Below are 23,561 nucleotides of genomic sequence, written 5' to 3'. Positions count from 1 at the left end.
GTGTTTTTCTGACGATTTTCCTCGCCAGCGTAGCTCAAGCCCAACAGTTGGGTATTCCCCAGACGGCGGTGTTGACGATTTCCAGTGAACGCCTGTTCGCTGATTCTGCATTTGGCCAACGTGTCCTGCGCGAGATCGAGGCAGAAGGCACCTTGTTGGCTGAAGAAAATGAACGGATTGTCGCCGAGCTGAGCCGCGAGGAAAAAGACCTGACGGAACAACGGGCCGAGCTTCAACCCGAAGAATTCCGGCCACTGGCCGAGGCATTCGATGAAAAGGTGCAATCTCATCGGGACGGGCAGCGGGCAAAACTGGATGCGCTTGCGCGGCGCAGCGAAGAAGCCCAGCAGACGTTTTTTGAATTGATCCAACCGGTACTTATAGATCTGCTGCGGGAAACCGGGGCTACTGTCATCATCGAACGCTCGAGCGTTTTTCTGAGCTCGGACCGCACCGACGTGACTGATGCTGCGATTGCCCGGATTGATACGGTAATTGGGGACGGCAGTTCGATCGAAAACAGGGCGAACGAATAGGTTTGCTTGCCCTTGGGTCGCGGTGTTGCTAACCACGCCGGAAAGAGAAATCCAGAACGGGACACCTTCATCATGAGTACGGAAACCAAGAGCGCAGACATTCAGCTGATCCAGCGGATATTGCCGCACCGCTATCCGTTTCTTCTGGTCGACAAGGTTGTCGATATCTCGGGCTATCAGTCCGCGGTTGGCATCAAGAATGTCACGATGAACGAGCCGCATTTTCAGGGGCATTTCCCGGGAACACCGATCATGCCCGGCGTGACCATTGTCGAGGCGATGGCGCAGACCGCTGGTGTGATGCTGGGCGTGGGCATGGACGTCATCGACAGCGAGCTGCTGATCTATTTCATGAATATCGACAAATGCAAATTCCGCCGCAAAGTGGTGCCGGGCGACGTGCTTGAGATGCATGTGGAAACCGTGCGCGGCAAAAAAGGCGGCAAGATTTTCAAGTTCAGTGGCCGCGCGACTGTTGAGGGAGAGGTTGCCGCCGAAGCTGAATTCTCGGCCTATGTTGATTGGGACATGGAAAAAACGACATGAGCGGAATTCACCCAAGCGCAATCATCGAAGACGGTGCGCAGATCGGTGAAGACTGCGTTATCGGGCCGTTCTGTTATGTGGGGGCGCAGGTCACTCTGGGCGACCGGGTCGAGCTGAAGTCACATGTGGTCGTGACCGGCGAGACTTCGGTCGGGGATGAAACGGTCATCTTCAATTTCTCGGTGATCGGCGAGATTCCGCAGGACCTGAAATTTGGCGGCGAGAATACGCGGCTTGAGATCGGCAAGCGCAATCGAATCCGCGAGCACGTGACCGTAAATACTGGCACCGATGGTGGCGGCGGCGTGACCCGGATCGGCGATGATTGTCTGTTGATGGCAGGTGTGCACGTGGCGCACGACGTGCAGATCGGCAACCGCGTGATCATGGTGAACCACGCCGGGGCTGCCGGACACTGCATCATCGAAGATGACGTGATCGTAGGGGGCATTTCTGGCCTGCATCAGTGGGTGCGTGTCGGACGCGGTGCGATCATTGGCGCGCTGACCATGGTGCCAAACGACGTCATTCCCTATGGGCTGGTTCAGGCACCGCGCGGTGAGTTGGACGGGCTGAACCTGGTTGGTCTGAAACGCAAAGGTGTCTCTCGCGAGGATATCTCGGCCCTGCGCGCGGCTTTCCGAGAACTGTCGACGGGCGACGGCACCTTTATGGAACGTGCACAGCGTGTCGGTGCTGAGAATGAAAGCGAATACGTGCAACGGATCGTCGATTTCGTCACTGGACAGACGGACCGGTCTTTCCTGACCCCGAGGAAGTAACCCATGCTGGCGCTGATTGCGGGAACAGGCGCATTGCCGGATGAGGTGGTTGGCCATCTCGAAACCAAACCGATCATTTGCGCGATGGAAGGGTTCTCCCCGGACAGGCTCTCCGCCGATATCGTGTTCCCACTGGAGCATCTGGGCAGTTTCATTGCCGATCTGAAGGGGCGCGGTGTCACCGAAATCTGCATGGCGGGTGCTGTAAAGCGGCCTCAGATAGACCCCTCGCGCATTGATGCCGCCACGATGCCGCTGGTGCCAGTAATTCAGCAGGCGTTGATGTCTGGCGACGATAGTGCGCTGCGCGCTGTGATCGGTATTCTTGAGGACTCCGGTCTGAAGGTGCGCGCAGCCCATGAAATCGCACCGGCGTTGTTGCCGCAACTTGGCTGCTTAACCACCGCACATCCCTCGGACAGCGATTTGGCTGACGCAGACCGGGCCGCTGGTATTCTGCGCGCAATGGGAACGGCTGATATCGGTCAAGCCTGTGCGGTATCAAAAGGTCAGGCGCTTGCCGTCGAAAGCATCTTTGGCACCGACTGGATGCTGCAATCGCTGACCCAACGCCCCGATGCGGGTGGAGGTGTTCTGTTCAAAGCCCCCAAACCCGATCAGGACCGTCGTGCCGATCTTCCAACAATAGGTCCCGACACAGTCTCTGGCGCTGTGGCTGCGGGTCTTACCGGTATCGTTATCGAAAAAGGCGGTGCCATCGTGTTGGATCAGGCGCGTGTCATTGAAGAATGCGACCGCCTTGGCCTGTTCCTTTATGTCCGCGAGCGGGCCAACTGATGCGAGTCTTTCTGGTCGCCGGCGAACCTTCGGGCGACCGTCTTGGCGGATCGTTGATGGAAGGGTTGCGCAGCCTTGTCTCGGATGTTGAGTTTGACGGGGTCGGCGGCCCTTTGATGCAGGCTCAGGGGTTACACAGCCGCTTTCCAATGTCGGAACTTTCGGTGATGGGGCTGGTCGAGGTCCTGCCGAAATTCTTTCACCTCAAACGTCGCATTGCCGAAACTGCCCAGGCGGTTCTGGACACGCAACCGGATGTACTGATCACGATCGACAGCCCGGATTTTTCCCTGCGTGTTGCCAAAATCGTCAAGGCGCAAAGTAACATAAGAACCGTGCATTACGTCGCCCCAAGCGTTTGGGCGTGGCGACCCGGGCGCGCGGATAAAATGGCGAAAGTCATTGATCACGTTCTGGCGCTGCTACCCTTTGAACCCCCCTATATGGAACGGGCGGGGATGGAGTGTGATTTTGTCGGCCACCCCGTCGCCGATGAGCCGATAGCCTCGGATCAGGATATAGCCGAATTTCGTAAGGATTATGACCTTGGCGATGCTCCTCTGGTGCTCGCTCTACCGGGGTCGCGCCGGGGCGAGGTTGATCGTCTGGCACCGGTATTTGGGCAGGCGCTTGCGCTCTTTCTACGTGATCGCCCGGACATGCGGGTGATTGTCCCGACTGTTTCGCACATGGTCGATGCGGTCCGGGAACATGTCAAAGACTGGCCGGGGGCTCCGGTGGTTGTGGATCCGCGCGACCTGCCCACAGATCAAGCCGTGGCGCAAAAACGGGCCGCGTTTGCATCGGCGGATCTGGCACTTGCTGCCTCGGGCACTGTTTCACTGGAATTGGCCGCACAAAACACACCGATGGTCATTGCCTACAAGCTCAGTTGGCTGACCCAGAAAATAGCCGAACGGATGGTAAAGCTGGAAACGGTCACCCTCGTAAATCTGGTCTCTGATACACATGCGGTCCCGGAACGTCTGCTGGATGACTGCACACCGGAACGCATCTCTGAGGCGCTGACCGAAGTTTATTCCAACCCCAAAGCGCAGCAGGCAGCGATGGACTTGACGATGAGTCGCCTTGGGCGCGGAGGCGAGGCTCCGGGCCTTCGTGCGGCACGCGCGGTGTTGGACAGGCTGCCCACGCACCATGGTTGAACATATCCTTTTTGCCATCTCAGCCGGGATCGTGACGATTTCCACCAACCTGGACAACCTCGTCATGTTGTTTGGGCTGGTTATGGTGATGAAGACGGCCCGCGCCGTTATTGGCTTTGCTGTTGCGCAGGTTCTGATCCTGTCCCTGTCGCTCGCTATTGCCAGCGGGCTGGACCAAACGAGCTTTCTGCAATGGGTCGGCTATCTTGGAATTGTGCCCCTGACGCTTGGCCTGCGCGGTATCTGGCACCAGATTTCAGGCAAAGATGATCGCAAGATACCCGAGCGTGGCGCGGTCACGTCGGTGGTCGTCCTGTTTTTAAGCCTGTCGATCGACACGCTTGCGGCCATGACGCCCTTGTTGGCGGACTCGACACCTGCATTCCGAGTAACCGCATTGATCGGTGCGGCTGTCGCGCTTACCGGGCTGGTCGCACTGGCAAGCTGGGGGGCGCCCCGCGCGCAAAAACTTGGCCCGCGCGTCGCACGGCTGGACAGAATAGCCCCGTACATCATGGTTTCCGTCGGTCTTTATATCCTGATCAACAGCCCAACCGACGCCCTGTGATATCGGCTGGTCAGTAGCCGCGCCAAATCCAGCCGCCGCCAAAGATGCGGCTGCCTTCCAACGCGTAGAACACACAGGCCTGACCCGGCGAAATGCCTTCTTCGGGGGTCAACAGCTCTACCTCGGCGGTCGTGTCGGACAAGGGCCGAATGATCGCTTCACGCGGGGGACGAGTGGATCGGACCTTGACCTTCAGATGCCATTCCTCGCGCGAGGTGAAGGGCTCATCCCCCAGCCAGTTGATTTCGCGCACCGGGACTGTCCGCGTGGCCAGCATGTCCTTGGGGCCGACAACCACCTGCTTCTTGTCTACATCCAGTTTGACGACATAAAGAGGCTCACTCAGGCCACCGATACCAAGACCGCGACGTTGCCCGATCGTATAGTGGATCACGCCGTTATGCTGTGCCAGCACACGACCGTCGGCATGGACAATCTCGCCGGGTTCGGCGGCACCAGGGCGCAGTTTTTCGATCACGCTGGCATAGTTGCCGTCGGGCACGAAACAAATGTCCTGACTGTCAGGCTTGTCAGCCACGGCCAGCCCATATTGCGCCGCCATCTCGCGCGTGGCATCTTTTGACGGCAAGTGGCCCAGAGGGAAACGCAGAAAGTCCAACTGTTCGGGCGTCGTTGAGAACAGGAAATAGGACTGATCGCGGTTCGCATCCTCGGCGCTGTGCAATTCAGGCCCGTTTTCACCATCTTTGCGCTGGATATAGTGACCGGTGGCCATGCAATCGGCCTCAAGATCCTTGGCGGTTTCAAGCAGGTCCTTGAACTTCACCCGCTCATTGCAGCGGATGCATGGCACCGGGGTAGCGCCCGCCAGATAACTGTCGGCGAATTCGTCAATCACCGCGTCCTTGAAGATATTCTCGTAATCCAAAACATAATGGGGAAAGCCGCGCTCTTCGGCCACGCGCCGCGCATCGTGGATGTCGATCCCCGCACAGCACGCGCCTTTCTTGGCCAGCGCCGCACCGTGGTCATAGAGTTGCAGCGTGACACCCACCACGTCATAGCCCTGATCAGCCAGATGCGCTGCTACAACGGAACTGTCCACGCCGCCGGACATGGCCACCACCACCCGCGTTTCCGACGGCGGTTTGGCAAAGCCAAGCGAGTTCAGCGGTGTCTCGGTATCGAGGGCCATGACGATTCCAGTGCGGGTTAAGAAAGACCGGCAGAATATAAGAAAATTCTACGCACTCTCAAGGGGTGGTTTCACCCGGCATTAAGTAGGGTGGTGTCAGCTTTGTCGCAGCACGAAAAGGATCGAGAAATGTATTTGCACAAAGTTGAAGGACCACGATCCGTAACCCTGCCGGATGGAACGGTTTTGTCGCGTGCAGACCTTCCTCCGGCGGATACGACACGTTGGGTTGCGTCGCGAAAAGTCGTTGTCGTTCGCGGCGTTTTGTATGGCCTGATCACTCTGTCTGACGCGAAATCGAGGTATGGGTTGAGTGATGAAGAGTTCAATTCCTGGGTCTCTGCCGTTGCAGAGCATGGAAAAGACGCCCTGAAAGTGACCGCGCTAAAAAAATATCGACAACCTAAAGATGAAAGTGAATAAATGATTCAACGGTAACGTCAGATTAACCATTTTTGAGCAGGCTCAACCCAATTGATACGTTGAACCAAATTGGAGCAGTAAATGCGTATACTTCTTGTCGAGGATGATCCCACCACGTCGAAAAGCATCGAGTTGATGTTGACCCACGCCAACCTCAATGTCTATGCGACCGACCTCGGCGAGGAAGGTATTGATCTGGCAAAACTCTATGATTACGACCTGATCCTTTTGGACCTGAACCTGCCCGATATGAATGGGCACGAAGTATTGCGTCAGCTGCGCATTGCGCGGGTCGAAACTCCGATCCTCATCCTGTCCGGCGCCGACGATACCGAAAGCAAAATCAAGGGCTTCGGCTTTGGCGCTGACGATTACATGACCAAGCCTTTTCATCGTGAGGAGTTGGTTGCGCGCATTCACGCAATCATTCGTCGATCAAAAGGGCATTCTCAGTCCGTGATCCACACCGGTCGCGTCGCAGTGAATCTGGATGCCAAAACGGTCGAGGTTGAAGACAAGGCCGTGCACCTGACGGGCAAAGAATACCAGATGCTGGAACTGCTGAGCTTACGCAAAGGCACGACACTGACCAAGGAGATGTTCCTAAATCACCTTTATGGGGGAATGGACGAACCCGAACTTAAGATCATCGACGTCTTCATCTGCAAGCTGCGCAAGAAACTCAGCAACGCGACGGGCGGCGACAACTATATCGAAACGGTTTGGGGCAGGGGATACGTCCTGAGGGACCCGCAAAGCAACAGTGTCGATGACAGGCGTTTGGCAGTCGGAGCCTAGCCCGGATTTGGGAATTTGACCTTTGGCTGAGAGCGGCACCACCACTCTGTGAACAGCACGTCTGGACCTGAGAGTGCCCTCGCCCTATCACTGAATTCCAAGAATATGTGACAGGGCGAGGGCATGAGCGATTCAATACCAGTATCCGAGCTGACGGAAGAACAGGCCCGATCCGAATTGGCGCGGCTGACCCCCATGATCTTGCGGGCCAATACGCTATACCACTCGGAAGACGCTCCCGAGATTTCTGACGCCGAGTATGACAGCCTCAAACAGCGCAATGCTGAGATTGAACGCCGCTTCCCGCACCTGAAAAGAACCGTCAGCCCCTCCGATCAGGTAGGTGCAAGACCATCAGACGGATTCTCAAAGGTCACGCACGCCGTTCGGATGATGTCGCTGGGCAATGCATTCAGCGAAGAAGATGTCGTCGATTTCGACCGCTCAGTCCGTAAGTACTTGGGGTTGCCAGACTCGCAGCCGCTGTCCTTTACGGCGGAACCTAAAATAGATGGTCTTTCTCTGTCCCTCAGATACGAGAAAGGCATCCTGGTTCAGGCAGCGACCCGAGGGGATGGAGAAGTCGGTGAAAACGTGACTGCAAACGCGCGCACGATTTCCGACATTCCCCAAAGCCTATCAGATGCGCCGGATATTCTTGAGGTCCGGGGCGAAGTATATATGTCCCACCAGGACTTTGAGGATCTGAATGCACGTCAGGAAGCTCAGGGAGACAAACTGTTTGCGAACCCGCGCAACGCCGCTGCCGGATCGCTCAGGCAACTGGATGCGGCAATCACGCGGTCACGTCCGCTCAGGTTCTTTGCCTATGCATGGGGTGAATTGTCCGAGCCATTGGCCCACACGCAAATGGGCGCAATCGAACGGTTGGCCGATTTTGGGTTTTCGACCAACCCACTGACCGCCGTTTGTGACACCAAGGACCAAATTCTAAACCACTACCGAAGCATCGAGGCACAGCGCGCGACGCTTGGGTATGATATCGACGGCGTCGTTTACAAGGTGAACGACCTGTCTTTGCAATCGCGGCTTGGCTTCAGGTCCACGACGCCCCGATGGGCAATTGCCCACAAATTTCCCGCTGAACTCGCCTGGACGCGGCTTGAGGCGATCGACATTCAAGTTGGCCGAACTGGGGCCCTCAGCCCGGTCGCACGCCTGCATCCGGTGACAGTCGGCGGTGTGGTCGTATCAAATGCGACGCTCCATAACGAAGATTATATCGCCGGGCGCGACGCAAAGGGCGGGACAATCCGCGACGGTAAGGATTTTCGCATCGGTGACTGGGTACAAGTTTACCGTGCCGGTGATGTGATTCCGAAACTGGCGGATGTAGATATCTCGAAACGCCCGGCAGAAGTGAAACCTTACGTATTCCCAACAACTTGCCCAGAGTGTCAGAGCGATGCGGTACGCGAGGAGGGCGACGCTGTAAGGCGTTGCACGGGCGGCATAATCTGCCCGGCTCAGGCGGTTGAAAAATTGAAGCACTTCGTTTCACGCAAAGCGTTCGACATCGAAGGTCTGGGTGCCAAGCAGATTGAGATGTTCTATGACGACCCGGATCTTCCGGTCAGAACTCCGGTTGATATTTTCACCCTGCAATCCCGCGACGCCGCAAACCTCAACAAACTGGCAAACCGCAAAGGCTGGGGCGCGCAAAGCGCTGGCAACCTGTGGGCCGCGATTGACGAAAAGCGCGACATACCGTTCGGACGCCTTTTGTTTGCGCTGGGAATCCGCCACATGGGTGAGGCCGCGTCAAACTTGGTCGCCAACCATTATGGGTCATGGGCAGAGTTTGAAGGCGCCATCACCGCCGCCACCGATTTTTCTGGCCCTGAGTGGGACGATTTGCTGGCCATTGACGGGGTCGGAGAAATCATGGCCCGCGCCTTGGTCTCGGCTTTTGCCCAGAATGCCGAACGGTCAAGCATCGACGCACTGGTGGCGCAGTTGAACATACAAGAAGCGACCAGACCCGACACCTCTGGCAGTCCTGTGGCCGGCAAAACGGTTGTCTTCACCGGCACGCTGGAAAAAATGACCAGAGCTGAAGCCAAAGCGCGGGCCGAAGCACTGGGCGCGAAGGTGTCAGGCTCGGTCAGCAAGAAGACCGATTTGCTCGTGGCTGGACCGGGCGCTGGATCAAAGGCGAAAAAGGCGGCCGAGTTGGGTATCGAAACGCTGGACGAAGACGGCTGGCTGACCCTGATTGGCGCGTCATGAGCGGCAGGCCCGAAGTCCTGTTCCCGCTTTTTGCCCGGCTCGAAACGCTAGAGGGCGTAGGCCCCAAGACCGCCCAAGCCATGGTGCAAGCCGGAATCGAAACACCTCGTGACGTGCTTTTCGGTCTGCCCTATGCGGTGATTGACCGTCGTCTCAGGGATACGATCCAAGGCGCTGATCTTCCGACAACCTTGACGGTTGAGGTGACGGTAGGACCACATAGACCGCCACGCAATAAGGGTGGCGCGTATCGTGTTCACGTCGAGGATTCGCAGGTAGATTTCCAGTTGGTTTTCTTCCATGCGCGCGGAGATTACTTGAAAAAGGTTCTGCCTGAGGGATCGCGCAGGGTGATTTCGGGTAAGCTTGAGCTATTCGACGGCATGGCTCAGATGGTTCATCCCGACCATATGCTTCCGTTAGAAAGCGCCCGTGACATCCCGGAATTTGAACCGGTCTATCACCTGTCTCAGGGGATTACACAAAAGACCGCTTACAAGGCGGCTCGCAGTGCATTGTCCCGTGCGCCCGAACTGGCTGAGTGGATTGATCCGGCACAAGTGACCAAGCAAGACTGGCCTGACTGGACGACCGCCGTCAAAGCAGCCCACAGCCCGCAAGGTGCGGATGATATTGCAAGTCACGCCCCTGCAAGAGAGCGGTTGGCCTATGATGAGTTGTTCGCGCATCAGATGACCCTGGCGCTGGCGCGGCAGCGGGAACGAAAGGCGCGGGGTGTTGTCAGTGTCGGAACGGGCGCGCTTCAATCCAAGGTTCTGGCAAGCCTGCCATACAAACCAACCGGTGCGCAGATGCGCGCAATTGACCAGATCGCGACGGATTTGGGCTCGGACGCGCGGATGAATCGTCTGTTGCAGGGGGATGTAGGCGCTGGCAAGACGCTGGTGGCATTCATGGCGCTGCTTGTCGCGGTCGAGGCCGGAGGGCAGGGCGTGATGATGGCTCCGACCGAAATCCTTGCCCGCCAACATCTTGAAGGGCTACGGCCCCTGGCTGAAGAAGCCGGAATTGTTCTTGAGATACTGACGGGCCGCGATAAAGGGAGCGAGCGGCGCAGCAAGCTGGACGCGCTGAAAAAAGGGAACATTCACATATTGGTTGGCACCCATGCAGTGTTCCAAAACGACGTGGAATTCAGCGACTTGCGGCTGGCAATCGTGGATGAACAACACCGATTTGGCGTCCGGCAACGGATGGAACTGTCCGAAAAAGGGCGAGGTGCCGACGTGCTGGTGATGACGGCAACGCCCATCCCGCGCAGTCTGGCGTTGGCCCAATATGGTGATATGGACGTATCGGTTCTGGATGAAAAACCTCCGGGCCGAAAACCCATCAAAACGGCCGTTATCAGCTCGGACAGGATGGAAGAAGTGATCACGCACCTGCGGCGGGCGATTGACGAGGGGCGGCAATGCTATTGGGTGTGCCCGCTGGTCGACGAGTCCGAAGTGTCAGACCTCACTGCCGCTGAAGAGCGTTTCAAACGGTTGCGCGCAATTCTCGGGGATGACGTGGTGGGTTTGGTGCATGGCCAAATGCCGCCAGCGGACAAAGACGCCGCCATGAAAGCGTTTCAGGAAGGTCAGACCAAGGTTCTGGTCGCGACCACTGTTATCGAAGTTGGCGTAAATGTGCCCAACGCTACCATCATGGTGATCGAGCGCGCCGAGATTTTCGGATTGGCTCAATTACACCAACTGCGCGGCCGTGTCGGTCGCGGAGAAGCGGATTCGACCTGCTTGTTGATGTACCAGCCTCCGCTGAGTGAAGGGGGGCGCAAACGTCTGGAAGTTCTGCGGGAAACCGAGGACGGGTTTCGGATATCCGAAACAGACCTGCACATGCGCGGCGCTGGCGACCTTATCGGGACGGCGCAATCCGGGTTACCCAAATTTCGGATCGCTGATCTTGAGCGTCAGGCGGGATTGATGTCCATCGCGCAAACGGATGCCAGAGCTCTTCTTTCGAAAGACCCGCACTTAAGTTCGGACAGAGGGCAGGCGGTGCGTGTTCTTCTTTGGCTGATGAGACAGGATCAGGCGATCCGTTTGATATCAGTAGGTTAGCGGAATCGTTCTCAATAGTTCACAAATGTTCCCAAAAAGTTCTTTACCGACTCGGCAAAATATGAGAACAAAAGGTCAACAAAGGATTAAAGCCCTGACCGGAGGTGACCCATGCTGACCCAGATAAAGACTGCCATCACCCGCTCGCAATCCACGCTTTTGCAGGATGCAGCCGGTGCGGTTTCTTTGGTGGTTATTCTGATGGTTGCCCTTCACCTGCCCGGAGCGTTCTGACCCTTTCTGCCTGCGATCTCGTGCCGACCAAATCCGCGCTGTCATCCCCATCTCAGTCAAGGGTGACCTGCCTGTCCTAATTCCCTTGAAGGGGCCTTGCCTCGGCCCCGTGCGGACGTCCGGACCCACACGAGAAACGCACATCCTGCCGCCGCCCTTTCCGCCCGGAAGGTGCGGCGGTTTTTTTTATAATTGCCCGGTTTTCATAATTTCCAACATTGCCGACAGGACAGAGTTCACCGCGACAGAGGCCAGAATCATGCCCATGACACGGCTGATGATCGCAGCGCCAGAGTGACCAATCAGGCGTATGATAGGCTCAGCCAGCAGCATGAGGATAAACGCAATGGCCACGACGGAAATCATGACCAAAGCCGTGATGCCCTGATCCGCAACGCTGTATCTATTATTGTCCGTCAGGATCACGATGGCCAACATCGCGCCTGGCGACGCCAAAGACGGAACGGCCAGCGGAAATATGGCCGGGTTGTGCTGGTGCATCTTGTCTTTGATGTCTTCTTCGGCAGCGCGTTGTTCGATGTCCTGCTTGCTTTCGCCAAAAATCATCGTCAGTGCGAACAGGAACAGAATGATCCCACCTGCAACCTGAAAAGAGTTCAGCCCGATATCCAACGCCTCAATCAGCAATTGTCCAAACACAAGGAAGAACAACAGAATTCCAGCACTGATGATTGACGCAACCAAAGCCATCTTGCGCCTGGCTGCGGCCTCAAGCCCTGCGGTAACGGCTATGAAAACGGGGATCGTGCCGATGGGGTCAATGACAACCCAAAGCGTTACGAAATGTTCCAGCAAGTTGTTCAAAACACGGACTCCCCCTGATTTCGCAGGAGGTTAGACCGAATTTACGGAAAAAACTATGGTTACGCGCAGTTTGCCTGCTCTGCCTGTTCCATCGCTTCGGCCGTTGCGTCCAAAGCAAGCAAAATCGAGGCATGACGATTCTTGTAATCGCGGGCAGGCATCAAAACCTCCAGCCCGTCGAACGGGGCGTCGGGGGCAGGGCCGTCCTTTTTGAGCATATCAGCCAGTTGATCTCGCGCCGTTTCAATTTGCGCTCTGGTCGCGCCAATAACCGCCCCGCCAACGACAGCGGCCGACGCCTGACCCAAGGCACAGGCTTTCACGTCCTGACCGAATTCTGCAACACGCCCATCCTGAACCCTGACATCAACAGTCACGGTCGATCCGCACAGGGGCGAGCGTTTCTTTACCGTTGCATCCGGATTTTCCAGCCGGTCCAGATGCGGGATATCAGACGCCAGCGCCAGAATTCGGCCGGAGTATAGCTTTATCAGGTCATTATCGCCGGACATGGCTTTCCCTCGTTGACTGTTCCCCATACATAGTGAGCATCCACCGGGATGCAAAAGGTTTTTACGATGTCAGCACGCACCACATTCGACTCGGCCACTTTGAAATATAACGATGCAGGCCTGATCCCGGCGATTGCCCAGGACGAAACCTCGGGCGAGGTTCTGATGATGGCGTGGATGAATGCGGAAGCCGTTGATAAAACGCTGGAAACGGGTCGCGTTACCTACTGGTCCCGCTCGCGGCAGTCTTTCTGGATCAAGGGCGAAAGCTCTGGACACACGCAGGAATTGGTGGATTTCCGTGTAGACTGTGACCGCGATTGCCTGCTTGTTCTCGTTCGTCAAACCGGTCCGGCCTGCCACACAAATCGGCGGAGCTGTTTTTATACCGCCGTTCGCGAAGGCGGCGAGACCGAGCTTATGTCACCTATGGTGTAAACCCACCATCGCCCTGATATCCGCCACGCTGCTGCCCTCGGCGCGGAATTTTGCAATCGCCCGTGCATCGTCACGTTTCGCAAGCCGCTTACCGGTGTCATCCCGGATCAGTTTATGATGGTGATAGACTAGCGATTTCAGACCAAGCAGGGATTGTAACAAAACGTGGATGCGGGTTGCTTCGAAAAGGTCCTGCCCACGCACCACATGACTTATACCCTGTTCTGCGTCATCCAGCACAACCGAAAGGTGGTATGAGGTGCCCATATCCCGCCGGGACAAAACGACATCGCCGATCGTTTCGATCAATTCTGTGCCGCTAAAAGTAATCCACCCGGATTCTCCTTCAGGTCCCGCTCCATCCTCTTGAAACCCCGCCGATTTTCCGAATAGATCAACGGACCGATTTACCGCCAATTCCATGTCTAATCGAAGCGGAATGGTTCTTGACATCGGTCCCGTTCTGTCCGATTTCGTCCGACAGGTACCCGGATAGATTATGCCGTCCGGCCCAAGCAACGGGGCACCTTCCTGCGGTGCTCCGACAGCCGCAGCGATATCGCGGCGATTGCACGTACAGGGATAGAGCAAACCGTCCTTCCAAAGCGTTTCAAGGGCTTGCTCATACACATCCAGTCGCGATGACTGTCTCATAACTGGCGTGGGCCAGGTTATTCCCAGCCAGTGCAAATCGTCGAAAATCTGATTTTCCCATTGCGGGCGCGAACGCGCGCGGTCGATATCTTCTATCCTGAGAAGAAACTCACCCCCACGCGTCGCGGCCATGTCACTGGCCAACAGCGCCGAATACGCATGCCCAAGGTGAAGTGGTCCCGTTGGGGAGGGCGCAAACCGAGTTACAAATGTCACGCTTTTTCAACAATATAGACGTCTGACTTGAGGTCCATACCCGGCAGATGAGGCCCATGTTCACGAAACAGCAAGCGCGCCGCGCCCATGTCGAGCCAATCGTTCAGGCGGCATGTATAGGTTCGATCTGCAAGTGTATGATCATTAAACGAAAACGCCAGCAGGCCCCCTTTGGGTAAGGCATGCATCAACAGATCAAATGTCTGGGGCGGCGCGGCGCCAACACTTATGACTCCGATGGCGCTAATCGCCTTGTATGCCCCTTGTTGCAACGGGTTTGGGTCAGCCAGATCAAAAGTCGACAACTGCCTGTAAACCCCCTTGGCCTCGGCACCTTCCAACATTTTCGGAGAGGGATCTACACCGTCGATGACCCGAAACCCCACCGCGTGCAACGCTTCACCAGACAAACCTGTCCCGCAACCGTAGTCCAAAACAGGGGTCTGGGCTGCTGGCATGTGCGACCACAGAGCCTCGGCCACGCGGATGGGAGTGACATAGCCATGGGCGGCAACTACGGAATCGTATGACGACGCCCATTTCTGATAGTGTTCACGCGTGGCTTCGGGCGTGTCCAGCCCATACGCGTTCTTAAGGTAATTGTCGTTCATACCCGTATGTTAGGCTGCTGATACGGGCCGCGTCCAGTCAGCAATGTTCCAGCCACGTGGACCACTCGGCCTTGGCGCGGTCGGTGTAGGCCTTGTACCGGTCTTTCCTTCCCCGGCGACCTCCTTTGAGCCCATCGACGGGACGAAACAAGCCGAAATTCACATTCATGGGCTGAAACGTCTTGGCCTCGGCCCCACCTGTTATGTGATGAATCAAGGCCCCCATCGCGCTGTCTTGTGGGACTGTCGGCATGTCCTGCCCAAGAATTTCCGCGGCCGCCAAACGCCCTGCAAGCAACCCCATGGCGGCGCTTTCCACATATCCCTCAACCCCCGTGATCTGCCCGGCAAAACGAATGTTGGGTTTCGACTTTAGCCTCATCTGCGAGTCCAGAAGCGTCGGCGAGTTGATAAATGTGTTCCGGTGGATACCCCCAAGACGCGCGAAACTCGCGTTCTCCAAACCCGGAATCATCCGGAACACATCGGTCTGAGCGCCGTATTTCATCTTGGTTTGAAAGCCCACGATGTTGAAAAGTGTGCCAAGCGCATTGTCCCGTCTTAGCTGGACCACCGCATGGGGTTTCACGTCAGGCTGATGCGGGTTGGTCAGGCCCACGGGTTTCATCGGGCCATGCCGCAGCGTCTCGCGCCCGCGCTCAGACATCACCTCGATCGGCAAACAGCCGTCGAAATAACCGGCGGTTTCGCCCTCGTAAAACTCGGTCTTGTCGGCAGCCAGCAGCGCGTCGATGAACGCCTCGTACTGATCCCGATCCATTGGGCAATTCAGATAGGCGGTCCGTTCTTCCTCGGTCTCGCCTTTGTCGTATCGCGACTGCATCCACGCCTTGCTCATGTCGATACTGTCCGCATAGACGATTGGTGCAATCGCATCAAAAAACGCAAGCGACTCGGCCCCGGTTTCCGCGCGGATGGATTCTCCAAGCGCTGTTGATGTCAGCGGACCCGTTGCGATGATCCATTTGCCGTCATCGGGCAGGGCGGTCATCTCCTCTTCGGTAACCTGAACACGGTCATGAGATTTGAGCTTTGCGGTCACGGCTTCGGCAAACGGGTCGCGATCGACGGCAAGCGCACCACCGGCTGGCAAGCGATGCGCATCAGCCGTGGTCATGATCAAACCGTTTGCAGCCCGCATTTCCCAATGCAGCAACCCGACCGCGTTTTGTTCATCATCGTCCGAACGAAACGAATTCGAGCACACCATCTCGGCCAGGTTGCCGGTTTGATGCGCAAAGGTGCCAACTTTGGGCCGCATTTCGTGGATGACCACGTCAACGCCCATTTCCGCCGCTTGCCAAGCTGCTTCGGACCCGGCCATGCCGCCGCCCACGATATGCAATTTCTGTGTCATGTGCTGCCACATAGGGCAGAGCGCACGCCAACGCAAACGACTGTTGATCAGGGAGCAATTTAAGAGAGGGGTTTTTGGGGTCGCCGCTGCGGGAATGTCAACGCCAGTGAGAGAAACCAGCTCGGAGGGACCTTCCGCCCACGGCGACCCAAAAATGTATCCAAGGCCTTAGCCTTGTCTCAGCATTGCCACAGTGTCGCCCTTTTGAAAAGTCCAAAAATACGAACAGTGGCGAAAAAGGTATGAAATAGTCGTCTTATTGATCCCAATTTGGTGGCCTTTTTTCGATAAATGCAGATATGCCTTCTTCGGTATCCCGGTGCAGCATGTTCTGTGCCATTACCTCACCCGTATAGGCATAGGCTTGTTCAATCGGCATATCCAACTGCTGATAGAAGGCCTGTTTCCCGATTTTCACCGCGGATCCAAGCTTGGTCGCCAGTTGATCTGCCAGCGCCTGCGTCTCGTGTTCCAGCAGCATTTCAGGTGCAACGCGATTGACCAGGCCCAGCTCAGACGCCCGTTCTGCCGAAATGAAATCGCCGGTGGTCAGCATTTCGAATGCACGCTTGCGCGGTATATTGCGGCTGAGGGCCACCATCGGAGTTGAACAAAACAAACCGATATTCACACCGTTCACACCAAAGCGCGTCCCCTCGGCAGCAACGGCAAGATCGCAACTGGCCACCAATTGGCACCCCGCAGCCGTCGCGATCCCGTGCACCTGCGCGATAACAGGTTGGGGAAGGGACTGGATCGACAACATCATCCGGGTGCATTGGGCGAACAAATCCTGAAAATATGCCTTTCCACCGTCTTCTGCCTGACGGCCGGCGGTCATCTGCTTCAGATCGTGGCCTGCACAAAACCCTTTTCCGGCCCCCGAAAGGATAACGACGCGAATTGAGCTGTCGTCGCGAAGCGCGTCAAATTCCGCCTGCAGAGCGTCCAGCATTTCTTCGCTGAGGGCATTCAGGCGATCCGGCGCGTTCATCTTTAGCCTGGCGACAGCTCCAGTGTCGTTACGTTCCAGAATTCCCATCTTGCCCTCCGATCTGATGTGAGGCCAACTCTAGGTCGGCAATTCGAGGAGGGGAAGTATGTCGTTGGTTTTGAACCGTGAAGAGCTGACGGAATACTTGGCGCAAGTATTTCCGCAGGTCGAGGATGACTTTGTCGTAGAAGACGTCACGGAAGATACGATCGTCATGCGGCTGGTCGTCGAGGACCGACATCTCAGACCGGGCGGAACCGTGTCGGGCCCTTCGATGTTCGGGTTGGCCGATGTCTGTGTCTATGCGCTCATCCTTGCGCGGAAGGGGCGGTTGTCCCTTGCTGTGACAACCGGCTGCTCGATGGACTTCATGCGCAAGCCGGATGGGAACAAGGACATGATGGCCCATTGTCGACTGCTGAAGCTGGGAAAGGCCCTGGCGGTGGGGGATGTGCTTATGTACTCGGTGGGATCAGACAAGCCAGTTGCACGGGCAACGATGACATATTCCCTTCCACCCGAAGGATCCGCTGCCGAATCCTTTGGGTAAAAAAATGGCCGGGCGAACCCGGCCAAGGAAGAGGTCCCGTTTGGGACTGGGGAAAACTTATCCGTGCCAGAACGGACGATTGATCTCACGGTCGGCCTGATGGCGGGTCAGGCCCACATCACGCAGCATCCGATCATCCAGTTTTGACAGATTAACCCTGCTGCGGCGTTGACGTTCCCACTTGGTGACAGTCGCCGCAAACCGCACGGCCAGCGCAGCGATCAATGGCAGCCGAGGGCTGTCGTTCAGCAGCAAAAGGGCGGGGGTGTGCATTGCGCGTGTCATAGTGGGTATCCTTTCAAATTGTATTGACACAAACGTAATATGTTCGGTATATGCGCTTGATACATTCCACATTGTGTCAAAATCAAAGGAAGAATTGTAATGGATACAATTTGGCCAGAGTCACTGCCGAAATCCAAGGGGCCAAAGTACACACTGGTGGCCGACACAATTCGAAAAGCCATTGATAACAAAATGCTGGAGGTTGGAACCAAGCTTCCTCCGGTCCGTGAATTGGCGTATCGATTACAAATCACGCCGGGAACCGTAGCGCGGGCCTATACAATTCTGACGGATGAGGGATTGTTACAAGCCGAGGTCGGGCGTGGTACATTCGTGGCCCCTCCGAAATCGCCGATTCTGGACGATGTTTGGGCGCGGCAGTTGCATCTGCGGGATGACAAGTACAACGCCAATGTCAGTCTGTTCAGCCCTCGTTTGGCGGATGTAGGGCAGGTGGCCCTGATCCGGGAGTGTCTTCAGAAAGTCTCGCAGGCGGATCCGGGCCTGTTCCTGAATTACCCGACCCGAGACGCCTACCAACCCATGCGGCAGGCCGTTGTGGACTGGCTGTCGGACCTGCCGTTGGGAGTGCTGTCGCATGACGACATTGTTCTGACCCATGGCGGTCAGAACGGGTTGTGCCTTGTGTTCCAGACCATCCTGCGCGGGCCCAAGCCCGTGGTGCTGGTCGAGGACCTTTCCTATGCCGGGTTTCGGCGGGCCGGAGAGTTGATGCGCGCCGAAGTGGTCGGCGTGAAGATGGACAAATGGGGGATCGACCCCAGCGCGATGGAACATGTTCTGCGCCAGACCGCTGCGCAGGCCGTTTGCGTCTCGCCCGAGGTGCAGAATCCGACCGGCGCACATACGCCGCTGGAACGGCGCAAGGAAATCGTGGAAGTCGCCCGTCGCTTTGATCTGCAAATCATCGAAGACGACTGCTATCGCATGGGCGACGCGCGCGAACCCAGCTACCGGGCGCTGGCACCGGAACGAGGGTGGCATGTGTCGTCGATTTCAAAAACCCTGACACCGGCTTTGCGCGTCGGCTTTGCGATAGCGCCACGGGAACGCAGCGTAGATCTGCGGCGGTCAGCGGAATACGGGTATTTTGGTCTGGCGCAACCGCTGGCGGAACTGACCCGGCTCATGCTGTCCGACCCGCGCACCCGGCGAATTGCCCGTGATGTACGCGAGAAGATGGGGGAATATGTACGGGTCGCGGTCAACGCTCTGGGCGGGTTTGACCTGAATTGGGCCCCGGATGTACCGTTTGTCTGGCTGAATTTGCCCTCAGGCTGGCGCGCTGCAGCCTTCAGCCGGGCCGCCGAGCGGGAAGGCATACAACTGAGGTCAGCCGACGAGTTCGCATTACGCGACGGGCGCGCCCCAAACGCGGTTCGCATTGCAATGAACGGCCATGTCTCGCTTGAGCGGTTTGAAGAGGCGATGCAGCGCCTAAGGACCCTGCTGGACAATCCACCCGAGCAAATCAGCGTTTAGATGTGGGGTAAAATAATACCTATTTTATAAATCTCTGTTATTGCTATATTTTATTCGTATTTACGTTGTTGACCTGCACAGCGCACCCCTCTAAATACGCTCCATCGAATTCGGGCCGCTCTGTCTTGGGGCGGTCTTTCACATCAAACAGGACTATCCTGCCATGAAAACCTTTTCTGCAACACCTGCAGACATCGACAAGAAATGGATCCTGATCGACGCCGAGGGCGTTGTTCTTGGCCGTCTTGCCTCGATCGTCGCCATGCGTCTGCGTGGCAAGCACAAAGCGTCGTTCACCCCGAACATGGACATGGGCGACAATGTCATCGTGATCAACGCTGACAAAATCCAGATGACCGGCAAGAAGCGCGAAGAAAACTTCTACTGGCACACGGGTCACCCGGGCGGCATCAAATCCCGTACCAAGCAGCAGATCCTCGAGGGTGCACACCCCGAGCGCGTCGTGACCCAAGCGGTCAAGCGCATGCTGCCGGGCAACCGTCTGGCGCGTCAGCAGATGACCAACCTGCGCGTTTACGCCGGTGCCGAGCATCCCCACGAGGCGCAAGCGCCCGAAGTTCTGGACGTCAAGTCCATGAACAAGAAAAACACCCGGAGCTAATGACCGATGGCTGATCAGATCAATACTCTCGAAGAGCTGAGCGCCGTCGCAGGCGTTGAAACCGTGGCCGAAGAAGTCATCGCGCGTGAACCCGTGCGTGACGAACTGGGTCGTTCCTACGCCACCGGCAAGCGTAAAGACGCTGTTGCCCGCGTTTGGATCAAACCGGGTTCCGGCAAGGTCACCGTGAACGGCAAAGACCAGGACAAGTACTTCGCTCGTCCCGTTCTGCAGCTGATCCTGCGCCAGCCGTTCCAGGTTGCTGGTGTTGAAGGTGAGTTCGACGTTGTTGCAACCGTCAAAGGCGGTGGCCTGACCGGTCAGGCCGGTGCGGTCAAGCACGGCATCTCGAAAGCGCTGCAACTCTATGATCCCTCGCTGCGTGGCGCGCTGAAAGCCGCTGGCTTCCTGACCCGCGACAGCCGCGTTGTGGAACGTAAGAAATACGGTAAGCGCAAAGCGCGTCGTTCGTTCCAGTTCTCGAAGCGCTAGTCGCGACGCACACCGAATTGGAAAGGGCTCGCATTTGCGAGCCCTTTTTCTTTGGGACGGTTATTCTTCGTGGACTTTCTTCCAGACACCGTTTTCAACCACACTGACATAGACACTATCCGCGCCTTGGTGATCGTCAGGACCATAGGTGATCTCATTCCCCACCAAGTCGTCGGTGTAGCTGAGTGACTCCATCGCCGCGATAAAGCTGTCATGCGTCAGATCGGGGCCTGCGGCCTCAAGTGCTTTGACCATCATTTCAGCCGCTGCGTAGCCCAGCATCGAAAATCCAACGGGGTCTTCACCGGTTGCGGCCTTGTATTCCTCGATAAAGGCAGCCGGGGCAGGTTCATCCGCACGCGCCCACAGATCCTGCCAAGAGGCGGCAGCGTAAAACCCGTCGGTCACGCCGCCCGGCACCTGCGCGACCACGGTCAGGAAGCTGGCCGATGTGCCGAGGAACTTCATATCCTCCAAACCCATCTTCTTGGCTGTTCCGACAACAGTGATTGCCTGACGAACACCCAAGGCCATCGTTACAATGTCGCACCCTTCTTCCTTGAGCTTGCTGAGCGATCCCACAAAATCGGTTTCATCCGGCTTGTGCGTCGTCTCAGCAGCGAATTCTATTCCGGCTTCTTCGGCACCGGCCTTGCTGCCTTCAAGAATCTCTTCGCCGAAATCCGTGGGCAGGTACATCGTGCACACCTTTTGCGACCCGAACTGGTCAGCCAGGTATTTCACACCCACACGGCTCTGGTCATAGTAAGTCGAGAAAGACGTGAACTTGTTCTTCATCGGCTCCTGCAACATCTGGCGCGCTGCGGTCAGCGGGGCAACATTCGGAATACCCTTTGGATCCAACAGCTTGAACCCCGCAAGGTTCATCGGTGTGCCCAATGATTGCATCATCGCAAAGACCTTGTCGCGGTTCAGCAGCTTGTTATAGCCCTGCATCGCGCGTGGCATCTGATAGCCGTTATCTTCGACCACAAACCGGATCGTGCGGCCATGCACGCCGCCGTCGGCATTCACGCGATCAAACACCACGTTGGCCCCTTTGGTGGCCGGCACACCAACCGCTGCGAAAATACCGCTCAGATCGTTGACCGAGCCGATGACGATCTCATCATCTGTCACGCCCTGAGTTTGCGCACTGGCAAATGTCGCCGAAGCGGTCAGCGCGGTGGCTGCAGCCATCCGTTTGATCAGAGTCCTCATGTTTTTCCTCCCTTTGGGTGATCCCTTACTTATTTGTACATGTCTTCAATAAGATGCCCGTGTTTCTTTTCGACAAAGCTTCGCTTAAGTTTCATGGTCGCGGTCAGCTCGTCATCATCGGCCGTCAGCAAAACGTCGATCAGGCGAAAATCCTTGATCTGCTCCACGCGCGCGAACTCTTTGTTCACGGCTGCAACCTCCGACGCGATCTGATCCTTCACCTCGGTCGCCGCACACAGGGAAGCGAAATTGGAGAAGGGGATTTTGCGGTCCTGCGCGAACTTCTCGACGTTTTCCTGATCTATCATAATCAAGGCCGTCAGGTACTTACGCTTGTCACCAATCACCACCGCGTCCGAGATATAGTGGCTGAATTTCAGACGGCTTTCGATCTCGGCCGGGGTGATGTTCTTTCCGCCCGCAGTGATGATGATGTCCTTTAGTCGGCCCGTGATGGAAACATAGCCATCTTCGTCGATCCGCCCCATGTCGCCAGTTTTCAACCAGCCATCGGCCGTGAACGTCTCGGCGGTTTTGGCGTTGTTGCGCCAGTATCCCTGAAAGATGTTCAGGCCCTTGATCTGTATTTCGCCGTCATCCGAAATGCGAACATCATTGCCGGGCACCGGTTTGCCGATCGTTCCGATCTTGTTTTCCTCAGTCGTATTCAGCGTTGCCAAGCCAGAGGTTTCCGTCATCCCAAACCCCTCGACCAAGGGCACACCGATGGCCCAATACCATTTGAGCAGATCGGTCGAGATCGGGGCCGCGCCGCTTCCGCCGCGGCGCATTTTGTCCATGCCCAGCATGCGCCGAAGATTGCGCAGCACAAGGCGATCCCACAGCCAGAATTTCGCAGCCACACCCGCAGGAACGGGTTTGCCTGACAGAATATATTCCGCCCGGGCAAGCCCTGCTTTCAACGCCATGCCGAAAGCGGCACGACCAGCAGGGGTGGCATCCTGCGCCATGATCTGGACCTGAGAATATATCTTCTCCCACACCCGCGGCACTGCGGTGAATGTAGAGGGCGAGACCTCCTGCAGGTTCGAAAACACGGTTTCGGGGCTTTCTGCGAAGTTGACCACGCATTTTCCAGCCAATGGGAAATACACGGACACATCGCGTTCAAGGATATGGCACAGCGGTAAGAAACAAAGCTGCTCATCTGTCTCATATATCGGCAGAGAGTTGGCGCCGCATTCGATGGCCGTCAAAATATTTTCATGGCTCAACATCGCGCCCTTTGGGGCGCCGGTCGTGCCCGAAGTGTAGACCAAAAGGGCTGTGTCCTGCGGCGACGCCAGGGCGATCTCGGCATCGAACCGTTCGGGCTCCTCTGCCTCCGCCTGACGCCCGATGTCGTATAGGGCGTCGATCATGATACAGCGGTCATGGTCCAGATCATGCAAACCCTCATCCTCGAGGATGATGACGTTCAGCAGGCTTGGAACCTCGGTTTCGACTTCAAGGAACTTGTCTAGCTGCTCTTCATTCTCGACCACCAGAAAACGGCTGTCGCTGTCATTTATCAGGTACTTCAACTGGCAGGCTGAATCCGTGGTATAGACGCCCGAGGCGATCCCGCCCACGCATTGGATGCCCATATCGAACCACGCCCATTCCTTGCGGTCCTCGGACAGGATCGAGACAACCTCGCCCCGTTGCAGGCCCAATTTACGCAATGCAAGGCCGATCCATTTGGCATGCTGCCAATAATCGGCCCAGGAATAGGATTTCCAGATGCCGAAATCCTTTTCGCGATGCGCGGTCCGGTCGCCCAGATCGGCGCAGCGTTTCTGGAACAATTGGCAAATTGTCGAGCATTCATCCACCAACACGGGCCGTTGTCCGGGCGTGGCGTTGAACTGGACACCGTTGATCTTGGTCTGAGGGGGCAGGGTGCTGATATTCAT

At 56.8% G+C, this 23,561-nt stretch carries 26 protein-coding genes; 16 read left to right on the top strand and 10 right to left on the bottom strand.

Going from position 1 to position 23,561, the window contains the following annotated elements:
* The first annotated feature begins 68 nt into the window (after positions 1–68).
* From ACR0MS_RS16585 to ACR0MS_RS16560, 6 genes are all read left to right on the top strand, one after another.
* Positions 69–536 (top strand): OmpH family outer membrane protein, encoded by a 468-nt coding sequence (locus tag ACR0MS_RS16585; protein WP_480575959.1) that lies wholly within the window; start codon positions 69–71, stop codon positions 534–536.
* Between the two features lie 72 nt (positions 537–608).
* A complete protein-coding gene (fabZ, locus tag ACR0MS_RS16580) occupies positions 609–1,082 on the top strand; it encodes a 3-hydroxyacyl-ACP dehydratase FabZ (RefSeq protein ID WP_170487568.1) in 474 nt (157 codons plus the stop codon).
* Entirely contained in the window at positions 1,079–1,864 is a 786-nt protein-coding gene (lpxA, locus tag ACR0MS_RS16575; protein WP_480575670.1) for an acyl-ACP--UDP-N-acetylglucosamine O-acyltransferase, read from the top strand. The genes fabZ and lpxA overlap by 4 nt, the downstream gene beginning before the upstream one ends.
* Before the next feature lie 3 nt (positions 1,865–1,867).
* The gene (locus ACR0MS_RS16570; protein ID WP_480575667.1) at positions 1,868–2,662 is read left to right on the top strand and encodes an LpxI family protein; all 795 of its coding nucleotides are present in this window, start codon (positions 1,868–1,870) and stop codon (positions 2,660–2,662) included.
* Positions 2,662–3,828 (top strand): lipid-A-disaccharide synthase, encoded by a 1,167-nt coding sequence (gene lpxB / locus ACR0MS_RS16565; RefSeq protein WP_480575664.1) that lies wholly within the window; start codon positions 2,662–2,664, stop codon positions 3,826–3,828. The genes ACR0MS_RS16570 and lpxB overlap by 1 nt, the downstream gene beginning before the upstream one ends.
* A complete protein-coding gene (locus tag ACR0MS_RS16560) occupies positions 3,821–4,396 on the top strand; it encodes a hypothetical protein (RefSeq protein WP_480575662.1) in 576 nt (191 codons plus the stop codon). The genes lpxB and ACR0MS_RS16560 overlap by 8 nt, the downstream gene beginning before the upstream one ends.
* A 10-nt stretch (positions 4,397–4,406) precedes the next feature.
* On the opposite strand, the gene mnmA is transcribed toward ACR0MS_RS16560, so the two are convergent.
* The gene (mnmA, locus tag ACR0MS_RS16555) at positions 4,407–5,552 is read right to left on the bottom strand and encodes a tRNA 2-thiouridine(34) synthase MnmA (RefSeq protein WP_480575659.1); all 1,146 of its coding nucleotides are present in this window, start codon (positions 5,550–5,552) and stop codon (positions 4,407–4,409) included.
* A 129-nt stretch (positions 5,553–5,681) separates the two neighbouring features.
* On the opposite strand from mnmA, the gene sciP reads away from it, so the two are divergent.
* The 5 genes from sciP (at position 5,682) to ACR0MS_RS16530 (ending at position 11,344) form a co-directional block, all read left to right on the top strand.
* Entirely contained in the window at positions 5,682–5,975 is a 294-nt protein-coding gene (gene sciP / locus ACR0MS_RS16550; RefSeq protein ID WP_480575956.1) for a CtrA inhibitor SciP, read from the top strand.
* Between the two features lie 81 nt (positions 5,976–6,056).
* Entirely contained in the window at positions 6,057–6,773 is a 717-nt protein-coding gene (ctrA, locus tag ACR0MS_RS16545) for a response regulator transcription factor CtrA (RefSeq protein ID WP_480575657.1), read from the top strand.
* A gap of 123 nt (positions 6,774–6,896) precedes the next feature.
* Positions 6,897–9,023, top strand: coding sequence for an NAD-dependent DNA ligase LigA (ligA, locus tag ACR0MS_RS16540; protein WP_480575654.1), 2,127 nt, complete (start codon positions 6,897–6,899; stop codon positions 9,021–9,023).
* Entirely contained in the window at positions 9,020–11,110 is a 2,091-nt protein-coding gene (gene recG, locus ACR0MS_RS16535) for an ATP-dependent DNA helicase RecG (protein ID WP_480575651.1), read from the top strand. Before ligA ends, recG begins: the two co-directional genes overlap by 4 nt.
* Before the next feature lie 111 nt (positions 11,111–11,221).
* Positions 11,222–11,344, top strand: a complete 123-nt coding sequence (locus ACR0MS_RS16530; RefSeq protein ID WP_256367685.1) for a hypothetical protein — start codon at positions 11,222–11,224, stop codon at positions 11,342–11,344.
* A 186-nt stretch (positions 11,345–11,530) separates the two neighbouring features.
* Here ACR0MS_RS16530 and ACR0MS_RS16525 read toward each other — a convergent pair whose 3' ends face one another.
* A complete protein-coding gene (locus ACR0MS_RS16525; RefSeq protein WP_480575646.1) occupies positions 11,531–12,169 on the bottom strand; it encodes a MarC family protein in 639 nt (212 codons plus the stop codon).
* Positions 12,170–12,228: 59 nt separating this feature from the next.
* Positions 12,229–12,681, bottom strand: a complete 453-nt coding sequence (locus ACR0MS_RS16520) for an iron-sulfur cluster assembly scaffold protein (RefSeq protein ID WP_480575643.1) — start codon at positions 12,679–12,681, stop codon at positions 12,229–12,231.
* Positions 12,682–12,729: 48 nt separating this feature from the next.
* Here ACR0MS_RS16520 and hisI point away from each other — a divergent pair, with 48 nt between their 5' ends.
* Positions 12,730–13,119: a phosphoribosyl-AMP cyclohydrolase gene (hisI, locus tag ACR0MS_RS16515; RefSeq protein ID WP_480575640.1), complete on the top strand. Its 390-nt coding sequence runs from the start codon at positions 12,730–12,732 to the stop codon at positions 13,117–13,119.
* Here the strand turns inward: hisI and gluQRS are convergent.
* The 4 genes from gluQRS to ACR0MS_RS16495 all read right to left on the bottom strand — a co-directional run bounded on the left by gluQRS (position 13,105) and on the right by ACR0MS_RS16495 (position 17,020).
* The gene (gene gluQRS / locus ACR0MS_RS16510) at positions 13,105–13,989 is read right to left on the bottom strand and encodes a tRNA glutamyl-Q(34) synthetase GluQRS (RefSeq protein ID WP_480575637.1); all 885 of its coding nucleotides are present in this window, start codon (positions 13,987–13,989) and stop codon (positions 13,105–13,107) included. The two genes, hisI and gluQRS, sit on opposite strands and share 15 nt — an antisense overlap.
* Positions 13,986–14,600 (bottom strand): class I SAM-dependent DNA methyltransferase, encoded by a 615-nt coding sequence (locus ACR0MS_RS16505; RefSeq protein WP_480575634.1) that lies wholly within the window; start codon positions 14,598–14,600, stop codon positions 13,986–13,988. The genes gluQRS and ACR0MS_RS16505 overlap by 4 nt, the downstream gene beginning before the upstream one ends.
* Positions 14,601–14,637: 37 nt before the next feature.
* Positions 14,638–15,978: a methylenetetrahydrofolate--tRNA-(uracil(54)-C(5))-methyltransferase (FADH(2)-oxidizing) TrmFO gene (gene trmFO / locus ACR0MS_RS16500; protein WP_480575631.1), complete on the bottom strand. Its 1,341-nt coding sequence runs from the start codon at positions 15,976–15,978 to the stop codon at positions 14,638–14,640.
* A gap of 256 nt (positions 15,979–16,234) precedes the next feature.
* Positions 16,235–17,020 carry an enoyl-CoA hydratase gene (locus ACR0MS_RS16495; protein WP_480575628.1) on the bottom strand — a complete coding sequence of 262 codons (786 nt, stop codon included), beginning with the start codon at positions 17,018–17,020 and terminating at the stop codon, positions 16,235–16,237.
* 58 nt (positions 17,021–17,078) lie between these two features.
* Between ACR0MS_RS16495 and ACR0MS_RS16490 the strand changes: the two genes are divergently transcribed.
* A complete protein-coding gene (locus ACR0MS_RS16490; RefSeq protein ID WP_480575625.1) occupies positions 17,079–17,522 on the top strand; it encodes a PaaI family thioesterase in 444 nt (147 codons plus the stop codon).
* A gap of 57 nt (positions 17,523–17,579) precedes the next feature.
* Here ACR0MS_RS16490 and ACR0MS_RS16485 read toward each other — a convergent pair whose 3' ends face one another.
* A complete protein-coding gene (locus tag ACR0MS_RS16485) occupies positions 17,580–17,807 on the bottom strand; it encodes a DUF1127 domain-containing protein (protein WP_171121406.1) in 228 nt (75 codons plus the stop codon).
* A 99-nt stretch (positions 17,808–17,906) separates the two neighbouring features.
* On the opposite strand from ACR0MS_RS16485, the gene ACR0MS_RS16480 reads away from it, so the two are divergent.
* The 3 genes from ACR0MS_RS16480 (at position 17,907) to rpsI (ending at position 20,424) form a co-directional block, all read left to right on the top strand.
* The gene (locus ACR0MS_RS16480; RefSeq protein ID WP_480575622.1) at positions 17,907–19,310 is read left to right on the top strand and encodes an aminotransferase-like domain-containing protein; all 1,404 of its coding nucleotides are present in this window, start codon (positions 17,907–17,909) and stop codon (positions 19,308–19,310) included.
* Positions 19,311–19,473: 163 nt separating this feature from the next.
* Complete coding sequence (gene rplM, locus ACR0MS_RS16475; protein ID WP_039536983.1) at positions 19,474–19,932, top strand: 50S ribosomal protein L13; 459 nt, start codon at positions 19,474–19,476, stop codon at positions 19,930–19,932.
* Positions 19,933–19,938: 6 nt separating this feature from the next.
* The gene (gene rpsI, locus ACR0MS_RS16470) at positions 19,939–20,424 is read left to right on the top strand and encodes a 30S ribosomal protein S9 (protein ID WP_170388395.1); all 486 of its coding nucleotides are present in this window, start codon (positions 19,939–19,941) and stop codon (positions 20,422–20,424) included.
* Positions 20,425–20,484: 60 nt separating this feature from the next.
* Here the strand turns inward: rpsI and ACR0MS_RS16465 are convergent, their stop codons facing one another.
* Both ACR0MS_RS16465 and ACR0MS_RS16460 read right to left on the bottom strand, forming a co-directional pair.
* A complete protein-coding gene (locus ACR0MS_RS16465; RefSeq protein ID WP_480575618.1) occupies positions 20,485–21,645 on the bottom strand; it encodes an ABC transporter substrate-binding protein in 1,161 nt (386 codons plus the stop codon).
* Between the two features lie 29 nt (positions 21,646–21,674).
* Positions 21,675–23,561 (bottom strand): AMP-dependent synthetase/ligase, encoded by a 1,887-nt coding sequence (locus ACR0MS_RS16460; RefSeq protein ID WP_480575615.1) that lies wholly within the window; start codon positions 23,559–23,561, stop codon positions 21,675–21,677.

The sequence above is a fragment of the Ruegeria sp. CJ2 genome, assembly GCF_056536745.1.
This window is presented reverse-complemented; position numbering and strand designations above follow the sequence as displayed.

Excerpts from the sequence above, each read along its gene's own strand:
- ACR0MS_RS16460 (WP_480575615.1), bottom strand. The coding sequence starts at position 23,561 with ATGAATATCAGCACCCTGCCCCCTCAGACCAAGATCAACGGTGTCCAG.
- ACR0MS_RS16570 (WP_480575667.1), top strand. The coding sequence starts at position 1,868 with ATGCTGGCGCTGATTGCGGGAACAGGCGCATTGCCGGATGAGGTGGTT.
- trmFO (WP_480575631.1), bottom strand. The coding sequence starts at position 15,978 with ATGACACAGAAATTGCATATCGTGGGCGGCGGCATGGCCGGGTCCGAA.
- ACR0MS_RS16520 (WP_480575643.1), bottom strand. The coding sequence starts at position 12,681 with ATGTCCGGCGATAATGACCTGATAAAGCTATACTCCGGCCGAATTCTG.
- ACR0MS_RS16465 (WP_480575618.1), bottom strand. The coding sequence starts at position 21,645 with ATGAGGACTCTGATCAAACGGATGGCTGCAGCCACCGCGCTGACCGCT.
- fabZ (WP_170487568.1), top strand. The coding sequence starts at position 609 with ATGAGTACGGAAACCAAGAGCGCAGACATTCAGCTGATCCAGCGGATA.
- sciP (WP_480575956.1), top strand. The coding sequence starts at position 5,682 with ATGTATTTGCACAAAGTTGAAGGACCACGATCCGTAACCCTGCCGGAT.
- ACR0MS_RS16530 (WP_256367685.1), top strand. The coding sequence starts at position 11,222 with ATGCTGACCCAGATAAAGACTGCCATCACCCGCTCGCAATCCACGCTT.
- ligA (WP_480575654.1), top strand. The coding sequence starts at position 6,897 with ATGAGCGATTCAATACCAGTATCCGAGCTGACGGAAGAACAGGCCCGA.
- ACR0MS_RS16480 (WP_480575622.1), top strand. The coding sequence starts at position 17,907 with ATGGATACAATTTGGCCAGAGTCACTGCCGAAATCCAAGGGGCCAAAG.
- ACR0MS_RS16490 (WP_480575625.1), top strand. The coding sequence starts at position 17,079 with ATGTCGTTGGTTTTGAACCGTGAAGAGCTGACGGAATACTTGGCGCAA.
- ACR0MS_RS16560 (WP_480575662.1), top strand. The coding sequence starts at position 3,821 with ATGGTTGAACATATCCTTTTTGCCATCTCAGCCGGGATCGTGACGATT.
- ACR0MS_RS16505 (WP_480575634.1), bottom strand. The coding sequence starts at position 14,600 with ATGAACGACAATTACCTTAAGAACGCGTATGGGCTGGACACGCCCGAA.
- ctrA (WP_480575657.1), top strand. The coding sequence starts at position 6,057 with ATGCGTATACTTCTTGTCGAGGATGATCCCACCACGTCGAAAAGCATC.
- hisI (WP_480575640.1), top strand. The coding sequence starts at position 12,730 with ATGCAAAAGGTTTTTACGATGTCAGCACGCACCACATTCGACTCGGCC.
- rplM (WP_039536983.1), top strand. The coding sequence starts at position 19,474 with ATGAAAACCTTTTCTGCAACACCTGCAGACATCGACAAGAAATGGATC.
- ACR0MS_RS16485 (WP_171121406.1), bottom strand. The coding sequence starts at position 17,807 with ATGACACGCGCAATGCACACCCCCGCCCTTTTGCTGCTGAACGACAGC.
- lpxB (WP_480575664.1), top strand. The coding sequence starts at position 2,662 with ATGCGAGTCTTTCTGGTCGCCGGCGAACCTTCGGGCGACCGTCTTGGC.
- recG (WP_480575651.1), top strand. The coding sequence starts at position 9,020 with ATGAGCGGCAGGCCCGAAGTCCTGTTCCCGCTTTTTGCCCGGCTCGAA.
- ACR0MS_RS16495 (WP_480575628.1), bottom strand. The coding sequence starts at position 17,020 with ATGGGAATTCTGGAACGTAACGACACTGGAGCTGTCGCCAGGCTAAAG.
- mnmA (WP_480575659.1), bottom strand. The coding sequence starts at position 5,552 with ATGGCCCTCGATACCGAGACACCGCTGAACTCGCTTGGCTTTGCCAAA.
- lpxA (WP_480575670.1), top strand. The coding sequence starts at position 1,079 with ATGAGCGGAATTCACCCAAGCGCAATCATCGAAGACGGTGCGCAGATC.
- rpsI (WP_170388395.1), top strand. The coding sequence starts at position 19,939 with ATGGCTGATCAGATCAATACTCTCGAAGAGCTGAGCGCCGTCGCAGGC.